Raw genomic sequence first — 13,883 nt, 5'->3', positions numbered from 1 at the left:
CTTCCACGCGGCCTTGCAGGGCCTGGCGGCCGCGCCCCGAGCATCCCGCTGATTCGACCGCACCGGGGCGAAGGCGCGGCCGGGCGAGCAGGACGTCGGGTACTGGTGGCGCAACGCGCGTGAGCCGGTGTTGTTGAGGGACGCGCTGGAGCAGCTGCGCGGCGATGGCTTCGACGCCTTCATGGAAATCGGTCCGCACGCCGTGCTCGGCGCCTCCATCCTGCGCACGGTGCCCGGCGCCTCCAGCTGGCCGACCCAGCGGCGCGGCAGCGACGAACTGACGACGCTGCTCACGGCGGTGGCCGACGCCTACTGCGCCGGCGCCGCGCTCGACTGGTCGCGGCTGTATCCGCAGGGCGACCCGCGGCTGCGCGCGCCGCGTTATCCCTTCCAGCGCGAGCCACTGTGGCGGGAGACCGTCGCCTCCCGGGCCGACCGGCTGGTCGAGGAACTGCACCCCTTGCTGCACCAGCGCCTGCCCACCGCCTTGCCGGCTTGGCGGACCACGCTCAACGAACGATTCCTGCCATGGCTGCCGGACCATCGGGTCGCCGGCGCGCTCATCTTCCCGGGCGCCGGCTACGCCGTCGCGGCGCTGGCGGCCGCCGAGAGCCTGGAGCGCGGCAATGCGGTCGAGAACCTGTCGTTCCAGCGCGCGCTGGAACCGATCTCCCAGACCCTGCTGCAGATCGACTTCGATCCGCGCGACGGCCACCTGAGCCTGCATTCGCTGCCGCCGGGGGAGCCCGGGCCGTGGCATGTGCACGCGACCGCGCGCTTGCCCGAGGGGCGCACGGCGCCGCGCCCGGCGCTCGACCTGGCAGCGCTGCGGGCGCGTTGCCCCCGACAGGTCGACGTCGAGCTGCTGTACCGCCAGCTCGCCTCTCAGGGGCTGCAGTACGGGCCGACCTTCCGATGCATGCAGGCCCTGGCGGTCGGCGAGGACGAAGCGCTGGTCACCCTGGATTGCCAGGACCCCGAAGCCGAACGTTACCTGCTGCACCCGGCGCTGCTGGACGCGGCCTTCCAGTCGATGCTCGGCCTCTCGCTCGAGCAGGGACGCCTCGGCACCTATGTGCCGGTGACGATCGCAGCGCTGCGGCTTCACGGGCGCGCCGGTGCCGCGGTGCTGGCGCACGTGCGGGTGTCGCGGCGCAACGCGATGTCGATCCAGGGCGAGATCTGCATCGTCGATGCACAGGGCCAGGTGCTGGCCGAGGTGGAAGGCGTGCGTTGCCAGCGCATCGGCAGCGAGCCGGCCAGCGACGAGATGTCGAGCCAGTTGTACACCTGGCGCTGGGAGCAGGCGCCGGCCATCGAGCCGACGCCTGTGCAGGGCCAGCACTGGCTGGTCGTCGCCGACCGGCCGGCACTGGCCGGCCGCCTCGTCGACGCGGCCCGGGCGGCCGGCCTCGGCACCGAGCTGGTCCGCGGCGAGGCGCTGGCGGAGCGCCTTGCCCGAGGCGAGGCACCGGACGGCGTGCTCGACCTGCGCGCAGTGGACCTGAACCCCGAGCAGGATCCGAGCGGCGAAGCAGCCTGCGCGGCCTTGCTCGACCTGGCACAGCAGCTCATCCAGGCCGCATCGCCGGTGCGGCTGATCGTCGCGACACGCGGCGCGGTGCCGGTCGGCGACGCTGCGGTGGAACCCGCGGCCGGCGCGGTCTGGGGGCTGGGGCGGGTGGTGATGACCGAGCAGCCGGCGCTGCGCGTCAAACTCGTCGACCTCGACAGCCGAGACACCGAGGTCGGCCGCCTGCTCGCCGAACTGCAGGGCGGTGGCGCGGAGGACGAGATCGCGCTGCGTGCCGGCGCGCGCCACGTCCCGCGGCTCGACCGCTGGCGGCCGGAGGCCGCTGGCACCACCGAGCGCTCGATGGACGAGCCGGTGCGGCTGGAGCTCGGGACGCCCGGGGTGCTCGACAGCCTGCACTGGGTGCCCGACCGGCGCCGTCCGCCGGGACCCGGCGAGATCGAGATCCGACTGCAGCACACCTCGCTGAACTTCAAGGATCTGATGAAGGCGCTGAACATGCTGTCGGCCGCCTACATGGAGACCACCTTCATCGGCGAGCACCTCGGCATGGAGTGCTCCGGCACCGTCGTCGCGGTCGGCGAGGGTGTGACGGACTATGCGCCGGGCGACCCCGTCATCGCGATCGACACCAACGGCTGCTTCCGCAGCTATCACACGGTGGGCACCGGGTACGTGTTCCACAAGCCCGCGACACTCGACTTCGCGGAAGCGCCGTCGCTGATCGCCTATGTCACGCCCTACTATGCGCTGAAGTACCTGGCGCAGGTCCAGCCCGGCGAGACCTTGCTGATCCATTCCGCCTCGGGCGGCGTCGGCCTGGCCGCCATCGAGGTCGCCCGCTGGCTCGGCGCGAAGGTGATCGCCACCGCGGGCTCGGAGGCGAAGCGGCAGTTCCTGCGCGAGCGAGGCGTGGAGCATGTGTTCGATTCGCGCAGCCTCGACTTCGCCGACGCGGTGCTGCAGCTCACCGAGGGGCGCGGCGTCGACGTGGTGCTCAACTCGCTGGCCGGCGAGGCCGCGCGCAAGAGCCTCGCGATCCTCGCCTCGCACGGCCGCTTCATCGAGATCGGCAAGAAGGACATCGCGGCCGGCAGCCTGCTCGGGCTGGCCGACTTTGACCGCAACCTGATGTATGTGGCCGTCGACACCGACCGCATGGGCGCGGAGCGGCCGGCGCTGTTCCGCCGCTTGAACGCGGAGGTCATCGCGCTGCTCGCGGAAGGCCGGCTGCGCCCGGTGCCGGCGCAGGCCTTCCCGGCGCGCGAGATCAGCGACGCCTTCCGCACCATGGCGCGCGCCCAGCATGTCGGCAAGCTGGTCATCGACCTGAACACCGGCACGGTCCCGACCGGGCAGAGCCGGGGTGTCGCGGTGCGCGCCGACCGCAGCTGGCTCGTCACGGGCGGGCTCGGCGGTTTCGGTCTGCAAGTCGCCACCTGGCTGGTGGCGCAGGGGGCGCGGGAGCTGGTGCTGGTCGGACGCAGCGGGGCCAGCCGCCCGGAGGCGCAGGCAGCCATCGAGCAGCTTCAAGCCGCGGGCGCCACCGTGCGGGTCGAAGCGGTGGACGTGGCGGACCGCGAGGCGGTGGTCCGGCTGATCCGCAGGATCGGCGAATCGATGGCACCGCTGCAGGGCATCGTGCACGGCGCGATGGTGCTTGACGACGGCATGCTGGAGACGCTGGACGGGCAGCGGCTGGCCGCCGTCATGCGGCCCAAGGCGCTCGGCGCCTGGCACCTGCACGAGGCGACCCGCTCGCTACCGCTCGAGGCCTTCGTGATGTTCTCGTCGGTCGCCTCCTTCATCGGCAACGCCGGCCAGGGCTCCTACGTCGCGGCCAACTGCTTCCTCGAGACGCTGGCGTGGCATCGCCGCGCGCTCGGGCTGCCGGCGCTGACCGTCAACTGGGGCGCGATCTCCGACGTCGGGGTGGTGGCGCGCAACGAAGGCACCGCCGCCTACCTCGACAACCTCGGCATCGGCAGCCTGACGTCGTCGGCCTGCACCCGTGCCCTGGGCCATCTGCTGGAGGCCGACGCGGTGCAGGTCGGGGTGGTCAACATGAACTGGCCGCGCTGGGCGGCGTCGGCCGGGGCCATCGTGCGCTCGCCGCGTTTCGCCCGGCTGGTCTCGGCCGACGGCGGCAAAGCCGGCGAGGAGCTGCCGGTGGTGGCCGAGCTGCGCCCGTTGACGCCCGAGCAGCGGCTCGACCTCGTGCAGGAGCGCATCCGCGAGCAACTGGCCCGTGTCATGCACCAGGACGTCACGCGCGTCGACGTGTCGCTGAGCCTCGACAACATGGGGGTCGACTCCCTGATGGCGATCGAGCTCATCAGCCGGGTGCGCGCCGAACTCGGGGTCGAGCTGTCGGCCATGAGCCTGATGATGCACGGCGTCACCGTCGCCAAGCTGTCGCAGCAGGTGCTCGCGTCGCTGTTCCCGCAGCAGGCGGCCCCTGCCGAGGAGACCGGCCCGGCCCCGGCCGTGCCGGTCGACGAGATGTCCGAGGCCGAGCTCGACGCGCTGCTGGCGATCGGTTGAAGGGAGGAACCATGAGCCAACTTCATTCAAACCTGACGCTCGAGCAGAAGCGGGCACTGGTGCGCGAGATGCTGCGCAGGCAGACGCAGGGGCAGGCGCAGCCGCAGGGCTTCGACCTCGACCGGCTGCCGCAGTACGCCAGGCTCACCTATGACATGGCCTCCACCAGCACCAGCATGGAGCACGCCGAGTCACAGCGCTTCTCGAGCTGGGTCGACGAGATCCTGGCCGACGGCGCCTACTCCTTCGAGGCACCCCGGCTCGGCGGCCAGACGCCGGAGGTCGACGTCGAGCGCCACGACGGGCTGCAGTTGAAGCTGCTGAACTTCGGCAGCTACAACTACCTCGGCTACGGCGTGCACCCGCAAGTCATCGACGCGGCCAAGGCGGCGCTGGACCGCTTCGGCCTCGGGGCGGCCAGCTCGCCGATCCTCAGCGGCACCCTGGCGCTGCACCGGCAGCTGGAGCAGGCGCTGCTCGACTTCTACGGCCTGCCCGATCGCGGTGTCTCGCTGTTCTCGTCGGGTTACGGCGTCAACACCGGCGTGATCCCGGCGTTCGTGAAGCAGGGGCACTACGTGATCCTCGACCGGTCGGCTCACATCTCGATCCAGGAGGGCGCGCAGCTGTCGAAGGGAAGGATCCTGTACTTCCGTCACAACGACCCCGAGAACCTCGACGCGGTGCTGGCCCGCATCGCCCCCGAACGCACCCGCATGCTGGTGTGCACCGAAGGCGTCTTCAGCGCCGACGGCGACTATGGGGCCTTGCGCGAGATCGTGGCGGTGTGCAAGCGCCACGGCGCGGCACTGCTGGTGGACGAGGCGCACTCGATCCTGGTGGCCGGGGAACGCGGCCGCGGCGCCTGCGAGGTGCACGGCGTGCTCGACGAGGTCGACCTGATCGCCCTGACCTTCAGCAAGGGCTTCGGCGGCATCGGCGGCGCTGTCATCGCCAAGCGCGAGATGGCGCGCTACATCAACTGGTACGCGCGCTGCCGCATGTTCTCCTGCGCACTCGACCCGGCCGTGACCGGCGGGCTCATCAAGGGACTGGAGCTGGCGGGGTCGCAGGACGGCGTGCAGCGGCGCGCCCGCCTGCACGAGAACGCGGCGCTGCTGCGCGAGCTGCTGCGCCCCCACGTGGACATCGGCCAGAGCGAAACCTGGATCGTGCCGGTGTTCTATCGCCACGGCGAGCTGACCTTCGTGCTCAACGACTTCCTGCAGCGACGCGGGCTCGACACCAGCATCATGCAGTTCCCCGCCGTGCCCAAGGACGAGGCACGCATACGCCTGTTCGTCACCTCGGAGCATACCGGCGAGCAGCTTCGCCGGGCCGCCCGCATCATCCGCGAAGCCGCCGAACACTTTGGCTTCGCCCGCAGGAGCGCAGCATGATCGACATTGGACCCCGCCTGGCAGGGCTCGACTCGACCGAAGACTACCTGATCGACGAGCACCTGAACTACATGTACGAGGTCGACACGGCGCATGTGCTGCCGCTGCTGCCGCCCCCGCTCAGTCCGAAGGAGCCGCGTCCCGGCAAGTCGCTGATCAACGTCGGCTACATGAAGTTCGACGGCACGCAGATCGGCGGCTTGCGCGACACCATCGAGCTGACGCTGTCCATCGTCATCAACCCCGACCTCTCGCTCGACATGCCGGTGCCGCGCATGTGCGTCTACGACTTCCGCATCGCGTCGAACTGCCCGGTCTTCCTCGCCCACGAGGACGAGATCCAGAAACTGCGCGGCATGCACCTGCCCGGGCTCTCGCGACGCTTCGACGACAGCGGCCATCGGCTCGAGGTCTGGGACGACACCGGGCCGATCTTCACCTTCCTCAATCCCAACCCCGACCCGGTCTACAAGTTCGAACAGGCCACCGGACAGTATGTGAGCCGCCATCCCGACGGGCTGTACCAGGGCGTGTTCTTCTGGGAGGGTGTGGGCTGCGAGCAGCAGTGGGACGGCGACTGCGGCACGCTCCATCCGCATCCCTTCTACCAGGAGATCGACGTGGCCTGGGCGGAGAGCTGCTTCGTGCAGATGTTCCTGCCGCGTCCGACGCAGGTGCTGTTTCGCAGCTTCGTGCCGAGGAGGATCGCATGAGCCGAGTTCACGATGCCATTGTCATCGGCGCCGGCCCGGCCGGCTCGATCGCGGCGCTCGTGATGGCGCGCGCCGGGCTGGACGTGGTGGTGCTCGAGAAAGGCGAGCACCCGCGGCACAGGATCGGCGAGTCCTTCATGCCGCGGGCCCTGCAGGTGCTGCGCGAGCTGGGGTTGGAGGACGAACTGCGCCGACTGCCGCACATGCGCAAGATCGGCGGCGAGTTCCTGTTCGGCCACGAGCGGGAAGGTTTTGTCGCGCGCTTCGAGCGGGCCTGGCCGCTCGGCGAGCTGCAGGCCTTCAACCTCGAGCGCGCGCCGTTCGACCAGATGCTGTGCCGTGTCGCGACCGAGGCGGGCGCGGACGTGCGACTCCGCCAGGGTGTCGAGTCCATCACGCGGCTGGCCGACGGCGACGTCGAAGTCCAGACCTCCGGCGGTACCGTGCGCGGACGCTGGTTGATCGATTGCAGCGGCCAGGCCAATGTGGTCGGACGCCACCTGGGCACCCGGCAGGTGGTGGGCGGGATGGAGAAGGTGGCCTACTACGCGATCGGCACCGGCGTCGCCCGGAAGTCCTCCCCCGACGACGGAGACGTCATCGGCGTGATCCACGACGACGGCTGGTTCTGGTCGATCCCGCTCGACGCCCAGCGCACCAGCGTCGGTGTCGTGCTGGATCGCAAGGCGGTCAACGCGACCGGCGTGCGGGCCACCGAGATGCTGCGCTGGGCCATCGAGCGCAGCCCGCAGATGAGCGAGCGGTGCCGGCATGCGGTGTTTCCCGACAAAAACGAGTGCGTCGCCAACTTCACCTACAGCTGCGCGCCGTGGGCCGGCCCCGGCTACTTCCTGTGCGGCGATGCGGGGGCCTTCCTCGACCCCATCTTCTCCACCGGTGTCACGCTCGGTATGGAAAGCGCGCGTGACGCCGCGCGGCACGTCATCGCGCTGAGCCGCGGCGGCGCATCGGCCGAGCGGGCACGGCGCGAGTACACGGCGCGGGTCGAGGACGTCACGCGGATCTTTTTCGGGCTCGTCAACGCCTTCTACGACCACTCGTTCCGCGAGCTGTTCCTGTCCGGCAAGAACCCGCTCAACGTGCGCCGGGCCATCGTCACGCTGCTGGCGGGGCATGCCTTCGATGCGCCGTACTACCTGCGCTGGCGTCTGAAGCTGCTGTACGGCCTGGTGCGCCTGAACCGCCACCTGCCGCTGGTCAGGCGCAAGACGCGGTCTGCGTTGTCGAACGCGCCGCCGTTCCGGGGCGCCGCCCAGGGATGACACGCGGGCCGGCCGCCGCCGGCCCCGCCGATCCAACGCCTTGCATCGATGGCCCCCTCGGAGATACCCGTGGACCCTAGCGTTCCCGCCTCGAACCCTCACCCGCCCGCAGCGCCGTCCCGGTCCGGGGATCCGCCCGGCCTCGTGCGCCCGCTGGCCGACCTGCCCGGCCCGCGCGGGGTGCCCATCCTGGGCAACGCGCCGCAGCTGGACGCGGGCCAGCTGCACCTGACCATGGAAGCCTGGGCGCAGCAGTTCGGCCCGCTCTACAGGATCAAGCTGGGGCCCAAGCCGGTGCTGGTGGTGTGCGACCCGGCCCAGATCGGCCCCTTGTTGCGGGACCGTCCCGACGCGATCATCCGTTCCACCCGGACCACACGGGTCCTCACCGAGTTGGGCATCACGGGGCTGTTCACCGCGGAAGGCGAGGACTGGCGCCAGCAGCGCAAGCTCGTGATGCGCACGCTGACGCCCGAAGTCATCCGCAACTTCTTCCCCGAGCTGCGCACGATGACGCAGCGGCTGTTGCGGCGCTGGCAGGCTGCGCGGGCGATCGGCCGGCCGGTCGACCTGCTGCGTGACCTCAAGGCCTACACGCTGGATGTCACGATCGGTCTGGCGATGGGGCAGGATCTCAACACGCTGGAGCGCGACGACGACCCGCTGCAGCATGCCATTGAGGACATCTTCCAGCGTGTGGCGCGGCGCCTGACGTCGCCGATCCCCTACTGGCGCTACGTGCGCCTGCCGGCCGACCGGGCCGCGGAGGCGAGCGCGGCGCGCATCCGTGCCGCGGTGGAGCAGTTTGTCGCGCAAACGCGCGCGCGGCTGCAGGCCGAGCCCGAGCGGCGGATCCGGCCGGCGCACATGCTCGAAGCCCTGCTTGTCGCGCGCGACGAAGCCGGCTCGGAATTCACCGACGAGCACGTGATCGGCAATGCCGTCACGATGGTGCTGGCCGGGGAGGACACGACCTCCCACACCATCGCCTGGTTGCTGAACTTCCTTGCACGCGAGCCCTCAGCGGCCGCACGCATCGCGGCCGAGGCGGACGCAGCGCTGGATCTCGGCGAGGTGCTGCAGGAGCCGGCAGTGCTCGACGGCTTTGCCTATCTGGAGGCGGCGACCCACGAGGCGATGCGGATGAAGCCCGTGTTCCCTTTCCTGACGCTGGAAGCGAACTGCGATGTCACGGTCGGCGGCACCCTGGTGCCGCGGGGCACCCTGATCCTGACGGTGTTGCGGCATGCCGGCCAGCAGGAGGAGGACTTCGAGCAGGCCGCCCTGTTCCGCCCCGAGCGCTGGCTGTCGGACGAGCGCAAGGGGACGGCGAGCGACCCGGGACGCAGGCTCTTTCCCTTCGGCGCCGGACCGCGCTTTTGCCCGGGACGCTACCTCGCGATGACCGAGATCAAGATGGCCGTCTCGATGATCGCCCGCAACTTCACGCTCACACTCGAAGAGAGCGCGCCGCCGGTGAAGGAGCTGTTCACGTTCACGATGACGCCCAGCGCTTTGCCGGTACGGCTCGTGCCGCGTTGATCTGCTTCCTCCAGCCTGCCGAAGGACCGGCCCCCGCGTCGAGCTCAACACGCAGGATGTCAGCGTGCGGGTCGCCTGAAGGCCTTGCGTGCGCGCTCGACCTCGACTCTGCTCACACAGTCCTCGACGTGATCGTTGATCAGCCCCATCGCTTGCATGAAGGCATACACCGTGGTGGGCCCGACGAACTTCCAGCCCAGTTTTTTCAGATCCTTTGACAATGCCACCGACTCGGCCGATATCGAGGCGGTCTGCGGCTCCCCGAGTTGTTTCGGATCCGGTTCATAACGCCAGATGAAGGCGGCCAGCGAGCCCTCCCGTTGGACCAGTTCCTGCGCCCGACGCGCATTGTTGATGACCGCCTCGATCTTGCCGCGGTGGCGGACGATGCCTTCGTCCTTGAGCAAACGATCCAGGTCGTGCTGAGCGAAGCCCGCGATCCTGTCGAAATCGAACTGATGGAACGCCGCCCGGAAATTATCCCGCTTGGCAAGGATGGTGCGCCAGCTCAGTCCGGATTGAAAACCTTCGAGGCTCAATTTCTCAAACAAGCGATGATCGTCACTGACAGGGTAGCCCCACTCCTCGTCGTGATATTTGAGAAAATCCGGTGCAGCTGCACACCAGCGGCAACGTGGTTTGCCATCAAGGCCTGCTATTGTCGTGCTCATGTGCGTTTTGGTTTTTTGTGGGACATGGTGAACCCGGCTCGGCCTGGATCGCTCAGGACCGATTCGGTGCACGATCTCAGCCAGTCGCACATCTGCTTGACTTCCTGCTGAATGAATTTGTCATCGCGAAAGGTGTTCGTCAACATGGCAACACCCTGGCTGCGCGCGAGAAGATGCATCGCCAGCGCGTCGGCGTCTGCTGTGCGGCCGAGCAAGGTGAATTGCCGGCACAGCCAGGTCCGAAACAGCGTGAATAGCGCCTGTGCCTGGTCTTGCGAGGCATGACTCAGCTTCGTCAGCTCGGTGCACAGCGTGCCCACCGGGCAACCGTAACGCAGGATCTGAGCCTGGTTGGCGATCAGGATATGGATGAAGCTCCGGATGCGGTGTTCGGGCTCCTTCCTGCAGCTTCAACGATCTGAGCGCGGGTTGTCTTGTTGCTCATGAAAAACGTCTGCCCGGTTGGGGCAGCAAGACCAGGGCAACGGTCCTGGTCGGGGACAAACAGTAGGACAAGCGTCCTACCTTGTCAACACCGGTGCGTTTGAGCCGGTCGAGAACCGGCGCAACTCGCCATGCCCCCTGGGAGGGAGCGTGGTGCGAGAGGTGATCTACCGCCCGGCAACATCGGTGGATGCCGGACGGATCAGATCGCTCCTCAAGCGTCAGACGCCCGCCGCTGCGATGACGCCGCAGGGCGGGCCTGCTGTCGTGCCGACCGGCACGCTCTAGCGCGGCAACTCGTCGAGGGTGATGACGCGCGGGTTGTCGTAGGTGTCGCGGATGGCCTGGTCGCTGTTGTTCTGCTGCAATCCGTAGGACCAGATCATGAAGTAGCTCATGTCCGGGTACTTCTCGATCACCGACGCCGAGGGGACGTGGAAGCTCTCGCCGATGCCCATCGGCTTGCCGCCGGCCTGCGAACGCAAGGCTTCGTAGTAGCTGGCATTGCTGTAGCCGTCGCCATAGACATCGAGCAAGGCCACGTCGAAGTAGTCGCTGCCCGGGTTGTACTCGGCGTAGTCCGTGCTGAGGTCCTGCACGTTCCACTCCCAGATCAGGTTGCTCAGTCCCTTGACGTTCACCATGTAGTCGCGGGTGATCTGGTACAGGCGGCGCGTGCCTTGCGGTCCGGTCCGTCCGCCCCACCAGAAGTTGCCCTGGTTCATCTCGTGCAGCGGCCTCCACAACACCTCGACGCCCTTGCCCTTGAGATATTGCAGGTAGACCGCGACATCGTCCATGCGGGCCTTCCACCGGCGGTTCAGATAGCCGCCGTCGGTGACCAGGTCGTTCCACTGCTCATCCGACAAGTGGCTCTTGATGCCGCCGTCCCAGCCGCAGCCGTCATCCTGCGTCGGCGGGCAGACATGCCACATGAGGTTGACCAGCGCGCCGGCCTTCCACTGGCGCTCGGCTTCGTAGGTCACATCCCAGCGCATGCTGCTGTTGCCGTGGAAGTTGAAGTCGCCGCTCCACAGGCCCGGCAGCTTGCCGGTGATCTCCTTGACCCGGTCGGTGTAGGTCGTCACACCGGTGCCGTCTTTCTGGTCGTTGTGCTGGCCGGCCACGATGGACTTGCCCGAGATGCTCTTCAGGTAGTTGAGCGTCTTGAAGCCGGTCTGCGACGCGATCTTGCCCACTTTGTAGGACGAGGCGAGGTTGTCGAAGCCGCGGCTCGCCAGATTCGGTTCCTGGCTCACCAGCGACAAGCTCCGTCCGCCTGCCCCGGCATGCTCGTAGAGGTCCACCCGATAGCCCTGGGTGACCTTCACCGACGAGATCCTGTCGTTCCACGTCGCTCCCGTATCGGCAGACGCTGCGTCGATGCAGAAGTGGGCACCCTGGTAGTTGGGGTCCGCGTAGAAGCAGGCGGCGCCACTCGCAGGCGGAGGGGATGGCGGCGGCGGCGGCGGCGGCGGCGGAGGCGGCGGAGGCGGCGGAGGTGGCGGCGGCGGGGGAGGTGGCGGAGGTGGCGGCGGCGGGGGAGGTGGCGGCGGGGGCGGCGGCGATGCCGTCGAGCAGGATTCGACCCGATTCCACAGCGAGGCCGCGTCCACGGGATTCCAATTGGTGCCGGCATACGCGGTGTGGCTGGCCAGCGCCGTGTAGTTGCTGCCCTGGTACGACACTGTCTGACCGGCCGTGTAACTCACACCTTCGGACCAGGCGGGCGCACAGCCAGAAGCTGCCTGCGCCCCCGACGTACTGAAGGCTGCCGAAGCGAACAGCGCCGCAAGGGCGAGGGGCAAGCGCTGCCTCAATCGGACGGGGGTGGGCATCTCCATCTGTCTTCGATCTCCATAGCTATAGGTTGCGCAGGCGCCATCGCCGTGCAGTGGCTCACGGCGCCGCGCGCTTGAGCAGGGGCATCGTCTTCGAGCTGGCGTGGTGGCGTCCAACTTTTTTTCAGCTCGACACCAAAGATGCAGGCAAAGGCGTGCACTTCGTGGATTTGAAGCGGGCCTTCATTGCGCTCGACACCCCCGAGCACTGCAAGCCTTAACACATGAAACAACGGGCCACTCCTAGACTGCGGCAGCCCTACCCCGCGCCGCATCATGTTTCGTCAGGCGGTCTTTGCGGAACGGCACCTTCCAACAAACACACTCAGGAGTTTTCCATGTTGTCCGTTCGACACTTCGCCATCGCGGCCCTCGTCGCCCTGCCCCTCGTCAGCCACGCTGCCCCCACGAACCTGCTGCGCAATGGTGGGTTCGAGGAATTCGACTACCTGCATGCCGACCCCTCCTCGATCGTCCACTTGCCCTAGCAGTGGCAGATCACCGGCAGGACCTTTGGGTATGCGGGAGGGGACTGGTTCGCCGATGCGGTGCTGTCGGACACCACGGCAGACTACGGCGACATCAGCGGCGGCTCGGGCGTCCGTTCGGCGGTGCTGTTCAACCGGGCGTCGCTGTCGCAGACCTTCACGGTGAGCAGCGCCGGGGAGTACCGGATCAGCTGGCTCGACGCCGGCGCGCAGGACGCCGACGCGGTCCCGGGCCGCTACTACGGCGTCACGCCCGATGCCGCCGGTCTGCGCTACCAGGTGAGCCTGGGAGGCAGCGTGCTGGGTCAGTTCGCCACCACACTGGGACAGGACTTCACCTCGCACAGCTTTACCGCGCAACTCGCGCCTGGCTCCTACACACTGAGCTTCACGGGGCTGGACAAGGTCGAGGCAGAGTGGTTCGGCGGCGCCGATCAGTACAGTGCGCAGGTCCTGACGCACATCGCGCTGTTCGACCAGGTCGCTGTCGCCGCGGTGCCGGAGCCCGAGACCTATGCGCTGCTGCTGCTCGGACTGGCCGGGCTGGGGCTGCGCTCGCGACGGGCGCGCCAGAGCGTTTGAGCACGTCTCTCGGCGGGAGATCGGGTCCGGCCAGAGGGATGCCGACCCAAACAGGGCGGCCGATGAAGGGCGCGCTGGAGCGGCGCAGCCACGGGGGGCCGCCCCCCGGGCCGCCATAGAGGCGGCCAATACGCCATTTAGAAACTATTAAAGACGGGTCATTTATAGCTGGGTAACATACAGCTTTCCAACTGACACAGCCCAGGAGAACCAATGTCTCTGATCAACACCCAGCTCGCGCCCTTCAAGACCACCGCCTTCCACAACGGCAAGTTCGTCGACATCAGCAACGAGTCGGTGAAGGGCAAGTGGTCCGTGTTCATCTTCATGCCGGCCGCGTTCACCTTCAACTGCCCGACGGAAGTCGAGGACGCCGCGGAAAACTACGCTGAGTTCCAGAAGCTGGGTGCCGAGGTCTATATCGTGACGACGGACACCCACTTCGCGCACAAGGTGTGGCACGAAACCTCGCCGGCCGTGGGCAAGGCGAAGTTCCCGCTGGTGGGCGACCCCACGCACCAGCTGACCCGTGCCTTCGGCGTGCACATCGAGGAAGAAGGCCTGGCGCTGCGCGGCACCTTCGTCGTGAACCCCGACGGTGTCATCAAGACCCTGGAGATCCACGACAACGCGATCGCTCGCGACGTGAAGGAAACCGTGCGCAAGCTGAAGGCGGCCCAGTACGTGGCGAACAACCCCGGCCAAGTGTGCCCGGCCAAGTGGCAGGAAGGCGCCGCCACCCTGAAGCCCTCGCTGGACCTGGTCGGCAAGATCTGACTCTGACGGCAGCTGCTGCCGTTTCCCCTCCAAGCCGTCGAAACGACGGCTTCGGCCGCCCCCT

12 protein-coding genes are annotated in these 13,883 nt (G+C 68.2%); 9 read left to right on the top strand and 3 right to left on the bottom strand.

Annotation, left to right across the window (positions count from 1 at the left end; genetic code table 11):
• Nucleotides 1-130 precede the first annotated feature (130 nt).
• The 5 genes from OOT46_RS16810 (at nucleotide 131) to OOT46_RS16790 (ending at nucleotide 9,016) form a co-directional block, all read left to right on the top strand.
• Entirely contained in the window at nucleotides 131-4,078 is a 3,948-nt protein-coding gene (locus tag OOT46_RS16810; RefSeq protein ID WP_265404777.1) for an SDR family NAD(P)-dependent oxidoreductase, read from the top strand.
• Between the two features lie 11 nt (nucleotides 4,079-4,089).
• Nucleotides 4,090-5,478 (top strand): aminotransferase class I/II-fold pyridoxal phosphate-dependent enzyme, encoded by a 1,389-nt coding sequence (locus OOT46_RS16805; RefSeq protein WP_265404776.1) that lies wholly within the window; start codon nucleotides 4,090-4,092, stop codon nucleotides 5,476-5,478.
• The gene (locus tag OOT46_RS16800; RefSeq protein ID WP_265404775.1) at nucleotides 5,475-6,191 is read left to right on the top strand and encodes a hypothetical protein; all 717 of its coding nucleotides are present in this window, start codon (nucleotides 5,475-5,477) and stop codon (nucleotides 6,189-6,191) included. The genes OOT46_RS16805 and OOT46_RS16800 overlap by 4 nt, the downstream gene beginning before the upstream one ends.
• Complete coding sequence (locus OOT46_RS16795) at nucleotides 6,188-7,474, top strand: NAD(P)/FAD-dependent oxidoreductase (RefSeq protein WP_265404774.1); 1,287 nt, start codon at nucleotides 6,188-6,190, stop codon at nucleotides 7,472-7,474. Before OOT46_RS16800 ends, OOT46_RS16795 begins: the two co-directional genes overlap by 4 nt.
• Nucleotides 7,475-7,543: 69 nt before the next feature.
• A complete protein-coding gene (locus OOT46_RS16790; protein WP_265404773.1) occupies nucleotides 7,544-9,016 on the top strand; it encodes a cytochrome P450 in 1,473 nt (490 codons plus the stop codon).
• Between the two features lie 59 nt (nucleotides 9,017-9,075).
• Here OOT46_RS16790 and OOT46_RS16785 read toward each other — a convergent pair whose 3' ends face one another.
• The 3 genes from OOT46_RS16785 to OOT46_RS16775 all read right to left on the bottom strand — a co-directional run bounded on the left by OOT46_RS16785 (nucleotide 9,076) and on the right by OOT46_RS16775 (nucleotide 11,969).
• Entirely contained in the window at nucleotides 9,076-9,687 is a 612-nt protein-coding gene (locus tag OOT46_RS16785) for a DNA-3-methyladenine glycosylase I (protein ID WP_265404772.1), read from the bottom strand.
• Nucleotides 9,684-10,007, bottom strand: coding sequence for a hypothetical protein (locus OOT46_RS16780; RefSeq protein ID WP_265404771.1), 324 nt, complete (start codon nucleotides 10,005-10,007; stop codon nucleotides 9,684-9,686). The genes OOT46_RS16785 and OOT46_RS16780 overlap by 4 nt, the downstream gene beginning before the upstream one ends.
• Nucleotides 10,008-10,415: 408 nt before the next feature.
• Nucleotides 10,416-11,969 (bottom strand): glycosyl hydrolase, encoded by a 1,554-nt coding sequence (locus OOT46_RS16775; protein WP_265404770.1) that lies wholly within the window; start codon nucleotides 11,967-11,969, stop codon nucleotides 10,416-10,418.
• A 77-nt stretch (nucleotides 11,970-12,046) separates the two neighbouring features.
• On the opposite strand from OOT46_RS16775, the gene OOT46_RS16770 reads away from it, so the two are divergent.
• From OOT46_RS16770 to ahpC, 4 genes are all read left to right on the top strand, one after another.
• On the top strand, nucleotides 12,047-12,193 hold the full coding sequence (locus OOT46_RS16770; RefSeq protein ID WP_265404769.1) for a hypothetical protein: 147 nt from the start codon (nucleotides 12,047-12,049) through the stop codon (nucleotides 12,191-12,193).
• 117 nt (nucleotides 12,194-12,310) lie between these two features.
• The gene (locus OOT46_RS16765; protein ID WP_265404768.1) at nucleotides 12,311-12,460 is read left to right on the top strand and encodes a hypothetical protein; all 150 of its coding nucleotides are present in this window, start codon (nucleotides 12,311-12,313) and stop codon (nucleotides 12,458-12,460) included.
• 60 nt (nucleotides 12,461-12,520) lie between these two features.
• Entirely contained in the window at nucleotides 12,521-13,042 is a 522-nt protein-coding gene (locus tag OOT46_RS16760) for a PEP-CTERM sorting domain-containing protein (protein WP_265404767.1), read from the top strand.
• Between the two features lie 213 nt (nucleotides 13,043-13,255).
• A complete protein-coding gene (gene ahpC / locus OOT46_RS16755) occupies nucleotides 13,256-13,819 on the top strand; it encodes an alkyl hydroperoxide reductase subunit C (RefSeq protein ID WP_265404766.1) in 564 nt (187 codons plus the stop codon).
• Nucleotides 13,820-13,883: the final 64 nt, after the last annotated feature.

This window comes from Aquabacterium sp. A7-Y (assembly GCF_026153205.1).
GTDB lineage: Bacteria > Pseudomonadota > Gammaproteobacteria > Burkholderiales > Burkholderiaceae_C > Caldimonas.
The sequence above is the reverse complement of the archived record's forward strand: the minus strand, read 5'-3'. Positions and strand labels throughout refer to the sequence as shown.